Annotated in this window: 18 protein-coding genes and 1 tRNA gene; 7 read left to right on the top strand and 12 right to left on the bottom strand. The window is 71.2% G+C overall.

Annotation, left to right across the window (positions count from 1 at the left end; all coding sequences use genetic code 11):
• Positions 1–81: 81 nt before the first annotated feature.
• The 3 genes from ABSL23_RS12390 to ABSL23_RS12380 all read right to left on the bottom strand — a co-directional run bounded on the left by ABSL23_RS12390 (position 82) and on the right by ABSL23_RS12380 (position 1,250).
• A complete protein-coding gene (locus ABSL23_RS12390; RefSeq protein ID WP_353633943.1) occupies positions 82–231 on the bottom strand; it encodes a hypothetical protein in 150 nt (49 codons plus the stop codon).
• Between the two features lie 485 nt (positions 232–716).
• Positions 717–800, bottom strand: a tRNA-Leu gene (locus tag ABSL23_RS12385).
• A gap of 39 nt (positions 801–839) precedes the next feature.
• The gene (locus ABSL23_RS12380; protein WP_353633942.1) at positions 840–1,250 is read right to left on the bottom strand and encodes a hypothetical protein; all 411 of its coding nucleotides are present in this window, start codon (positions 1,248–1,250) and stop codon (positions 840–842) included.
• Between the two features lie 119 nt (positions 1,251–1,369).
• Here ABSL23_RS12380 and ABSL23_RS12375 point away from each other — a divergent pair, with 119 nt between their 5' ends.
• Positions 1,370–1,678 carry a hypothetical protein gene (locus ABSL23_RS12375; RefSeq protein WP_059056946.1) on the top strand — a complete coding sequence of 103 codons (309 nt, stop codon included), beginning with the start codon at positions 1,370–1,372 and terminating at the stop codon, positions 1,676–1,678.
• 4 nt (positions 1,679–1,682) lie between these two features.
• Here ABSL23_RS12375 and ABSL23_RS12370 read toward each other — a convergent pair whose 3' ends face one another.
• From ABSL23_RS12370 to ABSL23_RS12350, 5 genes are all read right to left on the bottom strand, one after another.
• A complete protein-coding gene (locus tag ABSL23_RS12370) occupies positions 1,683–2,159 on the bottom strand; it encodes a phosphopantetheine adenylyltransferase (protein WP_353633941.1) in 477 nt (158 codons plus the stop codon).
• A 39-nt stretch (positions 2,160–2,198) separates the two neighbouring features.
• On the bottom strand, positions 2,199–2,699 hold the full coding sequence (locus ABSL23_RS12365) for a winged helix-turn-helix domain-containing protein (protein WP_059056944.1): 501 nt from the start codon (positions 2,697–2,699) through the stop codon (positions 2,199–2,201).
• Between the two features lie 75 nt (positions 2,700–2,774).
• Positions 2,775–3,884, bottom strand: coding sequence for a glutamate--cysteine ligase (locus ABSL23_RS12360; protein ID WP_353633940.1), 1,110 nt, complete (start codon positions 3,882–3,884; stop codon positions 2,775–2,777).
• A gap of 84 nt (positions 3,885–3,968) precedes the next feature.
• The gene (locus tag ABSL23_RS12355) at positions 3,969–4,598 is read right to left on the bottom strand and encodes a fibrillarin-like rRNA/tRNA 2'-O-methyltransferase (RefSeq protein WP_353633939.1); all 630 of its coding nucleotides are present in this window, start codon (positions 4,596–4,598) and stop codon (positions 3,969–3,971) included.
• On the bottom strand, positions 4,595–5,428 hold the full coding sequence (locus ABSL23_RS12350; protein ID WP_059056941.1) for an NOP5/NOP56 family protein: 834 nt from the start codon (positions 5,426–5,428) through the stop codon (positions 4,595–4,597). The genes ABSL23_RS12355 and ABSL23_RS12350 overlap by 4 nt, the downstream gene beginning before the upstream one ends.
• A gap of 98 nt (positions 5,429–5,526) precedes the next feature.
• On the opposite strand from ABSL23_RS12350, the gene ABSL23_RS12345 reads away from it, so the two are divergent.
• The 5 genes from ABSL23_RS12345 to ABSL23_RS12325 all read left to right on the top strand — a co-directional run bounded on the left by ABSL23_RS12345 (position 5,527) and on the right by ABSL23_RS12325 (position 8,420).
• Positions 5,527–6,096 (top strand): DUF2391 family protein, encoded by a 570-nt coding sequence (locus tag ABSL23_RS12345; protein ID WP_353633938.1) that lies wholly within the window; start codon positions 5,527–5,529, stop codon positions 6,094–6,096.
• Between the two features lie 59 nt (positions 6,097–6,155).
• A complete protein-coding gene (locus tag ABSL23_RS12340) occupies positions 6,156–6,341 on the top strand; it encodes an HVO_2753 family zinc finger protein (protein WP_059056938.1) in 186 nt (61 codons plus the stop codon).
• Positions 6,342–6,343: 2 nt separating this feature from the next.
• Positions 6,344–6,610 (top strand): elongation factor 1-beta, encoded by a 267-nt coding sequence (locus ABSL23_RS12335; protein ID WP_059056937.1) that lies wholly within the window; start codon positions 6,344–6,346, stop codon positions 6,608–6,610.
• A 182-nt stretch (positions 6,611–6,792) separates the two neighbouring features.
• A complete protein-coding gene (locus ABSL23_RS12330; protein ID WP_353633937.1) occupies positions 6,793–7,971 on the top strand; it encodes a tRNA sulfurtransferase in 1,179 nt (392 codons plus the stop codon).
• Entirely contained in the window at positions 7,968–8,420 is a 453-nt protein-coding gene (locus ABSL23_RS12325; protein WP_353633936.1) for a DUF5804 family protein, read from the top strand. Before ABSL23_RS12330 ends, ABSL23_RS12325 begins: the two co-directional genes overlap by 4 nt.
• Here the strand turns inward: ABSL23_RS12325 and ABSL23_RS12320 are convergent, their stop codons facing one another.
• The 3 genes from ABSL23_RS12320 to ABSL23_RS12310 form a co-directional block, all read right to left on the bottom strand.
• The gene (locus ABSL23_RS12320) at positions 8,421–9,422 is read right to left on the bottom strand and encodes a PLP-dependent cysteine synthase family protein (protein ID WP_353633935.1); all 1,002 of its coding nucleotides are present in this window, start codon (positions 9,420–9,422) and stop codon (positions 8,421–8,423) included.
• A 72-nt stretch (positions 9,423–9,494) separates the two neighbouring features.
• The gene (locus tag ABSL23_RS12315; RefSeq protein WP_353633934.1) at positions 9,495–10,919 is read right to left on the bottom strand and encodes a hypothetical protein; all 1,425 of its coding nucleotides are present in this window, start codon (positions 10,917–10,919) and stop codon (positions 9,495–9,497) included.
• A complete protein-coding gene (locus ABSL23_RS12310) occupies positions 10,919–11,662 on the bottom strand; it encodes an ABC transporter ATP-binding protein (protein ID WP_353633933.1) in 744 nt (247 codons plus the stop codon). The genes ABSL23_RS12315 and ABSL23_RS12310 overlap by 1 nt, the downstream gene beginning before the upstream one ends.
• Before the next feature lie 90 nt (positions 11,663–11,752).
• Here ABSL23_RS12310 and ABSL23_RS12305 point away from each other — a divergent pair, with 90 nt between their 5' ends.
• A complete protein-coding gene (locus ABSL23_RS12305) occupies positions 11,753–12,115 on the top strand; it encodes a thioredoxin family protein (protein ID WP_353633932.1) in 363 nt (120 codons plus the stop codon).
• Here the strand turns inward: ABSL23_RS12305 and ABSL23_RS12300 are convergent.
• Complete coding sequence (locus ABSL23_RS12300) at positions 12,112–14,277, bottom strand: thioredoxin domain-containing protein (RefSeq protein ID WP_353633931.1); 2,166 nt, start codon at positions 14,275–14,277, stop codon at positions 12,112–12,114. The two genes, ABSL23_RS12305 and ABSL23_RS12300, sit on opposite strands and share 4 nt — an antisense overlap.
• Positions 14,278–14,290: the final 13 nt, after the last annotated feature.

Raw genomic sequence — 14,290 nt, 5'->3', positions numbered from 1 at the left:
GTCTTACCGGACTTACTGACTATTCAGTCAAAAGCGTTCGGAAGCACGAAGCCGCGTGCCGCTAACTGCGCGTGAGAACCACTAACTCGGGTGAACCGGCTCCACGCACTCCGGGCACTCCGCGTACACCACCGGGCCGTCGTCGCGCTCGTACTCCACGAGCACCGCGCCCGGCGGGATGGCCGCCCCGCACTCCGGGCACGCGCCGAGCGACTGGGATTCCGTAGACATAGCTTCACTCTATGCACACGCCGCGTCACGGCAAAAAGGCGACCCAACCGGACTGAAAGTGGAATCGGAGCGGTGTCCCTCGTTCACGCTCCAGAGGCGCGGGACCGGATTTGAACCGTTGCGAGAAATGCTCGCTCACTTCAGGAGTGAGAGTTAGCTGTCGAGCATTCGCGCGAACGCAGTGAGCGCGATTCACTGAACGCGAGGCGGAGCCGAGCGTTCAGCCTTTTTAGCGTAGATTTTTGCGCCGAGCGGTGCCCGCAGCGAGCGCGAGGCCGACCAACGGGAGGCCTCGGAGTGCTCGAACGGCGACCAGCGGGAGCCGTGAGAGCGGAGTGAGCGAGGACACCCGAGGCGCAAAAAGGTACGTGCGCGGGACCGGATTTGAACCGTTGCGAGAAATGCTCGCTCACTGCGTTCGCTGCGCGTTCCTCGCAGGGTTCAAATCCTCCGCAGTTTCGTTCTCGCTTCGCTCGAACAGAAAATGCGCGGGACCGGATTTGAACCGGCGGACCCCTACGGGATAGCGTCCTAAGCGCTACGCCTTTTCCTGGCTTGGCTACCCGCGCGCACTCCGACGTATCCGAGGCAGGCAAATGAGAATTGCGTTACGTCCCGGGGACGCCGAGCGCGTCCAGCGACCCGACGCCGACGAGCGTGAGCGCGGCGAGCACGACGGTCGCGACGGCCCACGCGGCGACGCCGATAATGGCCGCGCGCGTCCAGCCGACGGGGTAGCGCCACTTGATGACGCCGACCCACGCGACGAGCGCGAGCAGGCCGCCGACCAGCGGGACGCCGTCGAGGAGCGCCCACGCGATGGCGCCGAACAGCGCGGTGAGGACGGCGTCCCCGTACTCGCCGGCGCCGGCGACGTAGCTGGCGGCGACGTGGATGGCGACGCCGCCGACGAGCAGGCTGCCCGCGAACACCACCACGGAGTCGTCGATGGGGCCGGCCTGCGCGGGCGTTCCGGCGAACAGTTCCACGAACGCGACTGCGAGCGCGAGCGGTGTCATCGGTGGTCGCCACGACGAGCGGCCTGCCCTTCAAGCGTCGAGACCGTCGCGCCGGATTCACTCGATTTGCCCCGAGTTCGCCGGCGAAGATTTACATGCGGCGCGCCGAAGGGAGGGGTATGTACCGGGCGGGCGACGAGTTCGACCAACAACGGTGGCTCGACGACCTCGACAGCGTCGCTGGCGAGCTGGAACTGGACGCGGAAGCGAAGACGACTGCGAAAGACCTCTTCCTGTCGGCGACGCCGGGCGAGGAGCGGTCGAAGCCCGCGGTCGTCGCGGCCAGCGTCTACGCGGGCGCGCTCATCGCGGGCGACCAGCGCTCCCAGACCGCGGTCGCCGAGGCCGCGGACGTCTCCCGGCTCGCCATCCAGCAGCGCTGGAAGGAGTTACTGGAGGAAGCCGGGTTCGACGCGCCCACGTGGTAGAGAACTAGCGACCGTCGCGGTCGGGCGTGATGTTGCCGTGTTCGTCGATTTCTCCCTGCACGATGCGCGTCGAGGAGATGATGTCGCCGTCCTCGGCGCGGACGTGGTCGACGACTTCGATGTCCAGCGGGTCGTGGCCGCGCTCCTCGCGGATGTCGTTGATGCGCTCGCCCGTCGCCTTCGTCTCCGGCGAGACCACGAGCACGTCGAATTTGGGCTCCGTGGCGATGCCGGTGGGCTCCTCCAGCTTCCGCACCTCGAACTCGCTGCCGTAGTCCCCGGCGATGTCGGCGAGTTCGTCCTGGAGGTCCTGCTCGCGTTCCTCGAACGGCCGGACCGCGCGGTCGACGCTGCGCGTCTGTGCGGCGAGTTCGTCGCTGGTCAACCCGACGGTGACGTCACCGAGTTCGAACGCGCGCTCGAAGAGCTTGCGGTGGCCGTCGTGAATCGGGTCGAACGTCCCACCGAGGGCGACGTTCATACGCCGGCGGAAGACCCCGCCGCGTTTACCAGTTTGGGTTCAGGAGCGCTGTTCGTCCTCGTCGCCGTCGTCGGCGGCTTCGACCTCGATGCGGACGGGTTCGTCGGCGGCGTCGGCGTCCTCGCTGCCGAGGTGCGCGTCGAGGTTGAACACGGTGTTGAGTTCGTCCTGCACGCGGCCGACGACGCCGCCCACGAGGTCGCTGGGCGCGATGGCGGTGTACTCGTAGGGGTTGTTGCCGGCGCCCTCGCTCTGACGCTTGCGGCGCTCGACGACGTCCTCCTCGGCGAGCTCCGCGAGCGCCTCGCGGACCGTCGAGGGGTACAGCCCCGTGCCGTCGGCGACCTCCTCGCTGGTGCTCCACGGGTGTTGGCGGAGGTAGACGAAGATGCGCGCCCGCGTCTCCGTGTCGAGCACCCACGAGAGGATGTCGACGACCCCCTGGTCGAAGCCCGCGACGGCGCGCTCTTTCTCCTCCCCGAGTCGGTCCCGCGGCGACTGGTCCTCCCCCGCTGTCTCGTCGGTAGTGTCCTCGGACATGCGTCGTCTCGTTCGGGTCAAAAGCGACGTGTGGATGAAAAGCTCTTCGCCCCCCGCGGGCTCGCCCGGTACCGCTCAGAGGACCAGCGACTCGTACAGCGCCGCTTCCCCGGCTTCGGCGAGCAGCCGGCGCTGCGCGCTCGCGCCCGACTCCGCCTCGTAGACATCCCGGATGCCGGAGACGCCGAGGCGCTCGCACTCGCGCTCGACGACCTCGCCGAGCGACACCTCGCCGCCGGCGTCCCGCCGGACGAACGCCGCGTCGTGGCCGTGTCGGGTCGCCCGCCACTTGTTCTCGTCTAAGACCTCGCGGCGGAGCGCGCCGCTCGGGTCGCCGTCCCCGAAGACGTCCGTGACCGTGGGTTCGTCGGCGTCCTCGTAGCGCTTCGCGTAGTCCACGACGAGCGCGTGCGTGTACTCCACGAACGCCTGCACCGTCTCGGGGTCGGCCTGCCCGTCGGGCGCCCGGACTTCGACGGTGCCGTGCCCGGAGTGCGGGCGCACGTCGTACCAGAGTTCGCCGCGGTCCTCGATGGCGCCGTTCTCCACCATCAGCCGCTCGAAGCGGTCGAAGTCCGCGTAGGAGTCGAACTCGGTGGGAATCCCGGTGTTCGGGAGCCCCTCGAAGATTTTCGCGCGCGCCGACGCCAGCCCCGTGTCGAAGCCGTTCCAGAACGGCGAGTTCGCCGACAGCGCCAACATCACGGGGACGTGCCAGCGCAACTGGTTCGCCACCCACACCGCCTTGTCCGCGTCGTCCACGCCGACGTGGACGTGCAGGCCGGCGGTCGTGTTGCGGTGCTGTGGGTACTGGATGCGTTCGAGCTGGGAGCGATAGCGAGGCTTCTCGGCGTGCTCGTGTTCGCGCCAGCGAGCGCCCGGGTGGAGGCCCGCGGCGGCGATGCGGTAGCCGTTGGCCTCGGCGTGCGCGACCAGCGCCGCCCGCACGTCCCGTACCGCGTCGGCGGCGTCGCCCGGGCCGTCGAGCTTCGGCGTCTGCGTCTCCACGACGAACTTGAACAGCTCGTGGTCGAGGCGTCCCTCCAGCAGCTCCGGCGGCTCGGCCTCGTAGACCAGCCGGTCGGTGCCGGCCGTCGGGACGCCGTCCTCGCCGACGACGAAGAACTCCTCCTCGACGCCGAGCGTCCCCAGTTCCGCGAACGCTTCCGGCGAACCCACGTCCATGCTGGCGGGAGTTACCCGTGGCGGCCGTAAATAGTTCTGGAAGTCGGCGGAGCTACCGGGTGTCTCCCCCTCGACCTATCGCGGCTACTTCGGCGTCGCGACGACCGCGAGGTGGTCGTCGTGGTGTGGCTCCAGCCGGTCGGTCGAGAGCACCTCGTACCCCTCGCGCAGCCGGTCGAGGACGTCCTCGAAGACGGCCTCGGGCTCGCGCGTGACGTCCTCGCTGCGCGCCTTGATGGCGCCGACGAACCGGCCGTCGTCGGCGAGGAACTGGCGGTTCGCGAGCGCGACGTCCGCCTGCCCGCGCGTCGCCACGTCCTGCACGATGGCGTCCAGCCCGGATTCGACGACGTGGGCGTACGTCTCGGGCTTGCGCGCGTCCTTCAGCAGCGGGAAGAGGTTCCCGCGGTCCTCGGCGACGCCGAGCAGGTCGCGGACGGGCCGCGGCGCGAACTCGACGGCGTACGTTGGGCCCTCGAAGTCCGCGACGTGGCTCACGGTCGTCCCGTTCGCCGCGCCCAAGTAGAGCACGCCGTCACCGCCGGACAGGCCCGTGTCGAGGCCGTGCGCGAACGTCGCGCCGAGCTTCGAGCGGGACGCGTCCCAGCGCCGCCACCCCTCGACGACGGGCTCGCCGTACACCGGCTCGCCGCGCGTCGCGAGCACTTCCTCGCCATCGAACTCGCGGCGCTGGACGCCCTCCGGGAGACTCATTCCGTATCACGAGCGCGGATGCGCTCGATTCGCTCGTCCAGTTCCTCCCGCAACTCGGGCCGCAGGTCCCCCGAGTAGTGGTCGATGCGCGCGGCGATAGAGAGCTTCCCGGCCAGTGCGCGCGCCGCCGACCCCCGGTGCTCGGGGTGGGTGTTGCGCACGTAGTCGTGCGTGTAGATGGCGCCGTGCTTCGGCGACGGCGCGTGGCCGCGGAGGTGCGCGAACAGCGCGTCCTCCGCGCCAAGCACCTGCACGGTGCCGCTGGGCTGTTTCGCGAGGTCGTCGAGGCCGCCCGCCAGCGCAATCAGGCGCGCGGCGAGCATCGGCCCCGCGAGGTTCGAGAGGTTCGGCGCGACCGTCGGCGCCTGCCGCTCGACGTACTCGCGGACGTCGTCGCGCTCGTCGGCGAGGCCCGCGACGCGCTCGCAGAGCGCGACCGCGCGCTCCTCGGTGGCGTTCTCCGGTTCGCGCTCCGCGACCTCGCGCGCGCCCTCGACGCCGCTGTCAACGTCCGCGAAGACGCTTCCCGCCCACTCCGTGCCGCGCTCGGCGAGCTCGTTGGCGGCGTCCGCGAGGTCCGCGGCCGCGCGCACCGCGTGAATCAGTTGCTGGTCGTCGGCGGCCTCGCGCTCGCGGACGGCGGCCCGCGTCCCCGCCAGCGTCGCGTCCCGCAGCAGCTCGTAGTACTCGTCGGCGTCGTCGGCGAACCCCGCGTCGACGGCCCGCTCGGGCCAGTCCGCGGGTGCGTCCGCCTCGCCTTCGCGGACGGCTTCGCCCATCGCGGCGGCGTCGCCGGGCTCGACGCCGACGAACCACCCCTGTTCAGTCATGTGCAGGCGTACCGGCCGCGCGGGGTTAAACCCACTCGTGTAACTCGGAGCTCCGGCTGCTGTCTGTTTTAAGTGGGTGGACGGCACTGTCCCCGTACATGAGCGCACCACCGGGACCGTCCGAGAGCCAGCGGGACTTCTCGGACCTCTTCGACGAACTCGAAGACTTAGACGACCACGTCGAGGACGACGAAGCCCGCCAGCAGCTCCGCGAAGTGAAGGAGATGGCCACCGACATGCAGCCCGAGGCGACGTTCGGCCGCGTCATCTACGGCTTCGACGCCAACGACCTCGCGGAAGCCCTGCTGGGCAGCCTCCTGTTCGGCATCCCGATGGCCGTCGAGGGCGGCACCAACGAGGCCGGCGAGTTCCTCGCCGGCCACCTCCCGTTGCTCGTGGGGAGCCTCGCCAGCACCGTCGTCATCGTCTACGGCCTGCTGTACGTCGCGCAGTTCCAGGACGTCCGCGTCGCGGACCCGATTCTCGGCGTCATCCCGCGCCGCCTCGTCGGCGTCCTCGGCGCGTCCACGGTCACGGCGACGCTGTTGTTGACCGCGTGGGGCCGCATCTCGTGGACGGACCCGATGCTCGCCGCGTCCACGGTCGCCGTCGCGCTCCTCCCGATGGCCATCGGCGCCGCCCTCGGCGACATCCTCCCCGGGAGCTAGCTACCGGTCGGCGACGCCGAAAGACAACGGTTAAAACGCGTCCGGGCGCAAAACAACGTATGAGCGAAACCGAAACCGAAGCCAAACGGGCGCGCAAGTGCGTGTCCTGTGGCATCAACATCTCCGGCACGACCGCCGCCGCGTTCAAGTGCCCGGACTGCGGCCAGCAGATCTACCGCTGCGCGAAGTGCCGCAAGCAGAGCAACCTCTACGAGTGTCCCGACTGCGGGTTCCGGGGGCCGTAACGATGGGGAAGGTCGCCGCCGTCCTCAAGGTCATGCCGGAGAGCCCCGACGTCGACCTCGACGACCTCGAGGAGCGCCTCTCGGAGTCCCTTCCCGAGGGCGCGAAGATCAACGGCGTCGAGACCGAGGAGGTCGCGTTCGGCCTCACCGCGCTCCTCACGACGGTCATCGTGCCCGACGACGCGGGCGGCACGGAAGCCGTCGAGGAGGCCTTCTCGAACGTCGACGACGTCGAGAGCGTCGGCGTCGAGGAAGTCGGCCGCATCTAAGCGCTCGCAGTTCGCTCGGCGAACGCGCTGTTCTTCCGTAATTTCGCCGCTCACCACGTCCGAGTCCGGAGCCGCTGGCGACCGCGTTCTCGGTGCGCGTCGCCCCGGTGGACCCCCCGGTCTGCGAGTGTTCTCCGCCGGCAGGCGATAGGTGTTTACTGCCGGGTCGGCTTCCTGCTACCATGCTACCGCCCGGTGCGGACGCCGTCGTCGTCCGGCACGGCGACGTCGGCGTGAAGTCGAGTTCGGTGCAGTCGGACATGGAGCGCCGGCTCCGCGAGAACCTCCAAGCCATCCTCGACGACCGCGGGATTCCGGGCGACGTCGAACGCGAGTGGGGCCGCCTGCTCGTCCGCACGCCCGACCCGGACGCCGCCGCCGAGGCCGCCGCCGACACGTTCGGCGTCGTCTCCGCGAGCCCCGCGCTCTCGGTGCCCGCGGAGCTGCGCTCGATTCGCGGCGCGCTCGCGCTGACCGCCCGCGAGTGCTACGACGGCGGCGCGTACGCGGTGGACGCCCGCCGCGTCGGCGACCACGACTTCGGCAGCCACGACGTCAACCGCGAGGGCGGGGACGCCGTCTGGCACGCCGTCGAGCAGGACGTCCGCCCGGAAGTGGACCTCGACGACCCCGACATCACGTTCTCCGTGGAGGTCCGCCACGAGGAGGCGTTCGTCTTCGTGGAGCACCGCGACGGCCCCGGCGGGATGCCGTTGGGCACGCAGAAGCCGCTGGTCGCGCTCGTCTCCGGCGGCATCGACTCGCCGGTCGCGGCGTGGGAGGCGATGAAGCGCGGGTCGCCGGTCGTCCCGCTGTACCTCGACCTCGGGCCGTACGGCGGCCCCGACCACCGCGCCCGCGCCGAGGAGACGGCGCGCAACCTCGCGGCGTACGCGCCGAACTTCGACCTGCGGCTGCGCGTGGCCGACGCCGGCGACGCGGTCGAACGCCTCGGCGACGAGGTCGGTCGCACGCGGATGCTCTCCTACCGCCGGTTCATGTACCGGGTCGCCGAACGGTTCGCCGAACAGGTCGGCGCCGTCGGCGTCGTCACGGGCGAGTCGCTGGGGCAGAAGTCCAGTCAGACCGCCGCGAACTTCGCGGTCGTGGACCGCGTCACCGACCTCCCGGTCCACCGGCCGCTGTTCGCGCTCGACAAGCAGGAGATAATCGCTCGCGCCCGCGGCATCGGCACGTACCGCGACTCCACGCTGAACGTCGGCTGCGAGCGCCTCGCGCCTAATCAACCGTTGACGGCCGCCTCGATGGACAGCGTCCGGAAGGACGAACCCGACGACCTCTTCGAGTGGGCCGACGCGGTCGCCGACGGCATCGAAGTCTCGGAGGGGGTGCCGGCGTGACCCGCGTCTGCATCGTCGGCAAGCCGGAGGTGGACCTCCGCACGGAGCTGTTCGCCTACGAGACCGCGCGGCGCGCGCTGGCGACCTACGACGTGCGGTCGCCGTACGAGAACACGGTCGCCGTCGACACCGTGAGCCTCGGCGCCGCGGTGTCGCTTCTAAACGACCTGAACTGGTATCTCGTCCGGCTCGCCGAGGAGGCGTTCGTCCTCGAACCGTCCGTGGCCGACGACGAGTGGCTCTCCCGCGACCTCGCGGCGGACGTCCGGGACGGCGACGTGCGCGCGCCGGAGACGGACGCGCGGCTGAAGGTCTACGGCGTGGAGGACGGCGAACTCGTCGAGCCGATGTACGTCACGCGCGTGCAGGGCGAGCGGCCCGACTACGACCTCCGGGACGTCGAGGAGACGGTGGTCGTGCGCGTGACAGAAGCCGAGTTCGAGGCCTAATCAGGCGTCGAAGACGCCCGCGGAGAGGTAGCGCTCGCCGGAGTCCGGGAACACCGTGACCACGAGCGGGCAGTCGTCGTAGTCGGGCGTGCCGCCGTCGGCGAGGGCGTCCTCGTCGAGGCCGGCGTCCGCGAGGTCGGCGGCGTCGAAGTCGGCTTCCGGGCAGTTCAGCCCGGGTTCGGCGATGCGCTCGGCGACGCGCTCGGCGGCGACGTAGGCGGCGCCGCTGGACTGCCCGACGAGGATGCCCTGCTCGCGCGCGAGTTCGCGGACGGTCGCCTCGGCGTCCTCGACGGCGACGCGCTCCACGGTGTCGATGAGGTCGCGGTCGAGGAGGTCGCTGACGAACCCCGGTCCCATCCCCTGGAAGTCGTCGTCGCCGGACTCGCCGGTCGAGAGCACGGCGTTCTCCTCGGGTTCGACCGCGACGACCTCCATGTCGGGGTACTCCTCCTTGAGCCGGGTCGCGGTGCCCGTGATGGTCCCACCGGTGCCGACGCCGGCGACGAACGCGTCTATCTCGCGGCCCTCCACTTGGTCGATTATCTCCTCGGCGGTCGTCCGGTAGTGCGCCCGCGGGTTCGCGGGGTTCTCGAACTGGCTGACGCGGAATCCGCCGTCCTCGGCGGCCATCCGGTCGGCGCGCTCGTTGGCGGTCTCCATGCTGCCCTCGACGAGTTCGAGGTCCGCGCCGTACGCGCGGAGGAGGCGGCGTCGCTCCTCGGACATCGACGCCGGCATCACGATGGTGAGGTCGTAGCCGCGCGCGGCAGCGACGACGGCGAGGCCGATGCCCGTGTTCCCGCTGGTGGCCTCCACGAGGCGGTCGCCCGGCGAGACGTGGCCCTCGCGCTCCGCGGCCAGCACCATCTCTCGGGCGGGCCGGTCCTTCGCGGACCCCCCGGGGTTGAACGCCTCGAGTTTCGCCGCGACGGTCGCGCCCTCGGGAGCGGGGACGCGGACCAGCGGCGACCCGATGGCTTCGAGGATGCTGTCCTTCATTAGCCACGTCTAGGTAGTCCCCCACTAAACGTGTGGCGGGCACCGTCAGTCCTCGCCGCCTTCGACACCGGCCTACCCGGCCGCGTAGACGGCCGCCCAGCGCGGCCCGGCGCGCCGCGAGAGGCCCACCCCGACCGCGGCGAGGGCGGCGCTGGCGGCGACGAGCGCGCCGGCGTACGCCGCCGGAATCGGGCCGGAGGCGGTGGCGAACGCGGCCAGCAGCACCGGGACGAGGGGGACGGCGACGCCGGCCGTGAACAGCGCGAACCGCCGGACGTCGAAGAGGAACTCGTTCGGGTCGAAGCCCGCCAGCGCGACCGTCACGCCGAACAGGTACACCGAGAGCCCGCCGAGCAGCGCCAGCCCGACGGCGGCGTCCACCAGCGATACGTCGTAGACGGCGAGTACGACCGCGTAGGCGGCCACCGACGTGGGGAGCCCGGTCAGCAGGAACGCCGTGCGCTTCGCGCGGAACACCGCCGGCACCGACACCGGCAACAGGAGGTACTCCTCGACGCTGTCGAACTGCGTCAGCCAGTTGTACGTCGTGAACGCGCTCAGCGCGAGGACGGTCCCGAAGAAGACGCCGGGCTTCGGGGTGACGCCGACGATGCGCGCGGCGACGTCCACGAGGAACGCCGCGAGCGCGAGCAGAATCGCCGCCGACACGACGGGCTTGAGGAGGCCGCCGCTGGAGCGCGCGAGGTCCAACAGCGTGCGCGCGACGAGGCCGTTCTCGTCGCCGATGGCGTCCGCGAGCGGCCCGAACTGGTTCGGTCGGGTCTCGGCGGGGTCGCGGTGCGTCGGGACGTAGACGGCGAGCGCCGCGGCGCCGGCGGCGAGCGCGGCTGCCAGCACCGCGAGCGCGTGCAGGAAGCCGGTCGCGACGACGGCGTTCCACGCGGCGGCCGCGTTCCCCGTCGCCCAGACCGCTCCGGCGCCGCCGGCGACGACGACACCGAGCGCCCACGACGGGACGCCGCGCGTGCGGGCCGCGATGGCCGCGAACGTGGCGACCATCCCGACGACGAACGCGACCAAAAGCGACACCCACAGCGAGCCCAGCGCCGCCGGCGCGAGCGCGCCCGTCGCGACCAGCGGCGCGAAGCCCGCGCAAATCGGCAGCAGGAACAACACCGCGTAGTAGGCGGCGTCTTTCACGAGGAACGCGCCGAGCAGGCGGCGCCGCGACAGCGGCAGGTAGCCCGCCGTCGAGAGCAGCACCTCGGTCTCGCCGAGCGCGCGCTCCAGGAGGTCGTCGCCGACCAGTCCGGCGGTCCCCGTGTAGAGGCCGAACGCGAGCGCGAGCACGCGCGCGCCGTCCGCGATTGCGGCCGCGTCCGTGCCGGTGAACTGGAGCGCGCCGACGGTCGCCGCGCTCGCGACCGCCACGAAGACGGGGAGCGCGCCGAAGCGCTGGCCGCCGAACAGCGCCGCGTGCAGGCGGTGTTCCTCGCGGGCCATCGCACGCAACACCAGCCACGTCGTCGACGCCATCACTGCACCCCGCCCGCCGGCGTGTCCCGCGGGTCCGCGCCCTCCACGGCGTCGAGGAACGCGTCCAGCAGGTCGGTCTCGGTTTCGGCGACGTCGCGCTCCGCGACGACGCGGCCGTTCGTCACGATGCCGACGCGCGAGCAGACGTCCTCGGCGACGTCGATGTTGTGCGTCGAGAGGAACACCGCGTTGCCGTCCTCGGCGTACGACTGGAGGTAGCGCTTGACCTGCTCTTGGACGATTGGGTCGAGGTTCGCCAGCGGCTCGTCGATGACCACCACGTCGGGCTCGTGGACGAACACCTGCGTCAGCATCACTTTCTGCTGTTGGCCCCGCGAGAGGTCCGCGCACAGCGTGTCGAGTTTCGCCGCGAACCCGAGGCGCTGGCTCCACTCCTCGACGCGCTCGGCGACCGTCTCGTCGTCGAGGCCGCGCACGCGCCCGACGAACTCGAAGAACTCCGCGGGCGTGAGGAAGCTCGGCGGCGTCTGCTGTTCGGGGAGGACGCCGACCCGGCGCCGCGTCTCGACGGGCTCGTTCGCGGGGTCCGTCCCCAGTACCTCGGCGCGGCCGCCGTCCGGGCGGAGCTGGCCGGTCAGAATCTCGATGGTCGTCGTCTTCCCGGCGCCGTTCGGCCCGAGGAACCCGTACACTTCGCCGCGGTCGACCGCGAGGTCGAGTCCGTCCACGGCCCGCACGTCCCCGTAGGCCTTCCGCAGGGAGTCGGCCTCGATGACACTCATCACCGCGGACTGGGGCGCGCTCGCAAATGAGTCTGTGGGGCCGTCGCCGCGAGCGCGAGCCTTTTGCCCGCGCCACGCCAACCGATAGCTATGAGCCTGAACACGATGGAGCCGAACCCGGCGTGGGACGCGAAGTCCTACCCGGAGGTCGTGGAAGCGTTCGAGAGCCTCGGCGACGACGTGACCGTCCACGTCTGGGGCGCCGACTGGTGCGGCGACTGCCGCAGCCAGCTCCCGGACTTCGCGGCCGCGCTGGACGCCGCGGGCGTCGAGAACGTCGAGCAGTACCCCGTCGAGCGCGAGGACGGCGAGAAGTACGGCCCGAAGGTCGAAGAGTACGGCATCGAACTCATCCCGACAATCATCATCGAGCGCGAGGACGGCGAGGAGCTCGCGCGCTTCGTCGAGGAGGAGAGCGTCTCGCCGGCGGTTTACCTCGCCGAGCAGCTCTAGGCGCGGAACTCAGCGAGCCACTCCGCGATTTCTGCGGTCGTCGTCACGGGCGGCGAGCACGCGCGCCGGCAGACGTACGCCGCGGGCTCGCCGTCTGCCGCGCTCCGCTCGGCCCACACCGGCGGCGCGTCCCCGAGTCCGAGGTCCTCCAGCCACGCCGCTAGCCCGGACTCCGCGGGCGGCCGAACGGTCAGTAGGCGGTGCGGGAGGTACGACGCCCCAATCGTCTCGCGCCACTCGCGGGGGAGCGCGTCCGCGGCGACCGTGACCTCCAGCAGGCCCTCGACGCGGGTGTCCGCGGCGAGCGCGAGCGTCGCGTGGCTCGTCGGCGTGGTTTCGGCCCGGCCGCCGTACCGTTCGAGCATCGCGCCCGCGGCGTCCCCGTAGCCCGCGTCGGGGTCGAACGCGTCCAGCGCGAGCAGCGTCTCGGCAGCGACGCCGACGGGGGACGGCGTCGGCCCGTCGGCCACGTCCTGCGAGCGCACGCCCACGTCCTCGACGGATTCGGGCGTCTCGTAGAGCGCGCCGGTCTCCGCGTCGTAGCACTCCGCGAGCAGGGCGTCCGCGAGGTCCAGCGCGAACCCGAGGTGGTCGTGGTCGCCGGTCGCCTCGTAGGTCGCGAGCGCGCCCGCCGCGAGGTACGCGTAGTCCTCCGCGTAGCCCACGCCGGCGACGTCCCCGTCTATCACGCGCCGGGAGAGCCGCTCGCCGTCCCACAGCGTCCCGCGGACGTACTCGATCGCGTCGGCGGCGCGCTCGGCGTACGAGTCGTCCAATGCGAGCCCGGCTTCCGCGTACGCTCGCGCCATCAGGCCGTTCCAGCCCGCCAGTACCTTCTCGTCGCGCGCGGGCCGTGGCCGGTCCTCGCGAGCCACGCGCAGGCGCTCCGCTGCGGCGTCGAGCGCGCTGGCAATCTCGTCCTCGGAACGCTCGAAGTCGTCCGCGAGTTCGGACAGGGTCGCGGACACCGTGAGCACCGTCTGCCCGTCCTCGAAGTTCCCCGCGGCGTCCACGCCGTAGCGCGCGCAGAAGACGTCGGCGAGCAGGTCGTCGGACTCGTCGCTGGGCGCTTCGTCGGCGTACTCGCCAATCGCGTCTGCCACCTCGTCGGGCGTCCACACGTAGAACGCGCCCTCCTCGTGGTCACCATCGGGATTCGAGGGCGGCGCGCTGCGGGCGTCAAGCGTCGCGTAGAAGCCGCCGTCGGGGTGGCCGAGTTCGCGGTCCACGAACGCCAGCGTCTCGTCGACGACCTCGGCGTACCGCTGGTCGCCGAACAGCCGGTAGCCGTCGACGTACAACTCGGCGAGCGCGGCCTGGTCGTACAGCATCTTCTCGAAGTGCGGCACCGTCCAGTCGGCGTCCGTGCAGTAGCGGTGGAAGCCGCCGCCGAGGTGGTCGAAGAGGCCGCCGCCGGCCATCGCGTCCAGCGCGTGCCGGGCGGCGTCGCCGTAGCGCGTCCCCATCTCGCCGTCACCTCGCTCTCGGTGATGCGCGCGTAGCAGCGCGCTCACGCGGCCGGCCTGCGGGAACTTCGGCGCGCGCCCGAACCCGCCGTGGTCGCCGTCCGCGGCGCGCGCGAGTTCGTCCGCGGCGGCGAGCAGCGGGCTCTCGTCGCCGACCTCGATGGGGTCGGGCAGCGACTCCAGTTCGCCGCGCGCGGTGCTCATCCACTGGTCCGCGCGCTCCTCCAGCTCGTCGCGGTTCTGGTCCCACTCTCTGGCGACCCGCTTCGTCAGCGGGAGGAAGCCGGGCTGGTTTCGCTCGGCCTCCTTCGGGAAGTACGTCCCGACGTAGAACGGCTCCTTCTCGGGCGTGAGGAACGCCGACAGCGGCCAGCCGCCGCCACCCCGGACGGCCTGACAGACGGTCATGTACAGCGAGTCGACGTCCGGGCGCTCCTCGCGGTCGACCTTGATGGGGACGAAGTGCTCGTTCAGCACCTCGGCGACCTCGGGGTCGGAAAAGGACTCCTCCTCCATGACGTGACACCAGTGACAGGCCGAGTAGCCGATGGAGAGGAAGATGGGGACGTCGCGCTCGCGGGCGGCCTCGAACGCTTTCTCGTCCCACGGCTGCCAGTTGACGGGGTTGTCGGCGTGCTGGCGGAGGTACGGGCTCGCGGTCTCGTCGAGCCGGTTCCGCGCGGTCGGGTCGGACATACCCCAACGAGGG

The organism is Halobacterium sp. NMX12-1 (genome assembly GCF_040435975.1).
Taxonomy (GTDB): domain Archaea; phylum Halobacteriota; class Halobacteria; order Halobacteriales; family Halobacteriaceae; genus Halobacterium; species Halobacterium hubeiense.
Note: the sequence above shows the minus strand (reverse complement) of the source record. Positions and strands in the feature narration are given on the sequence as shown.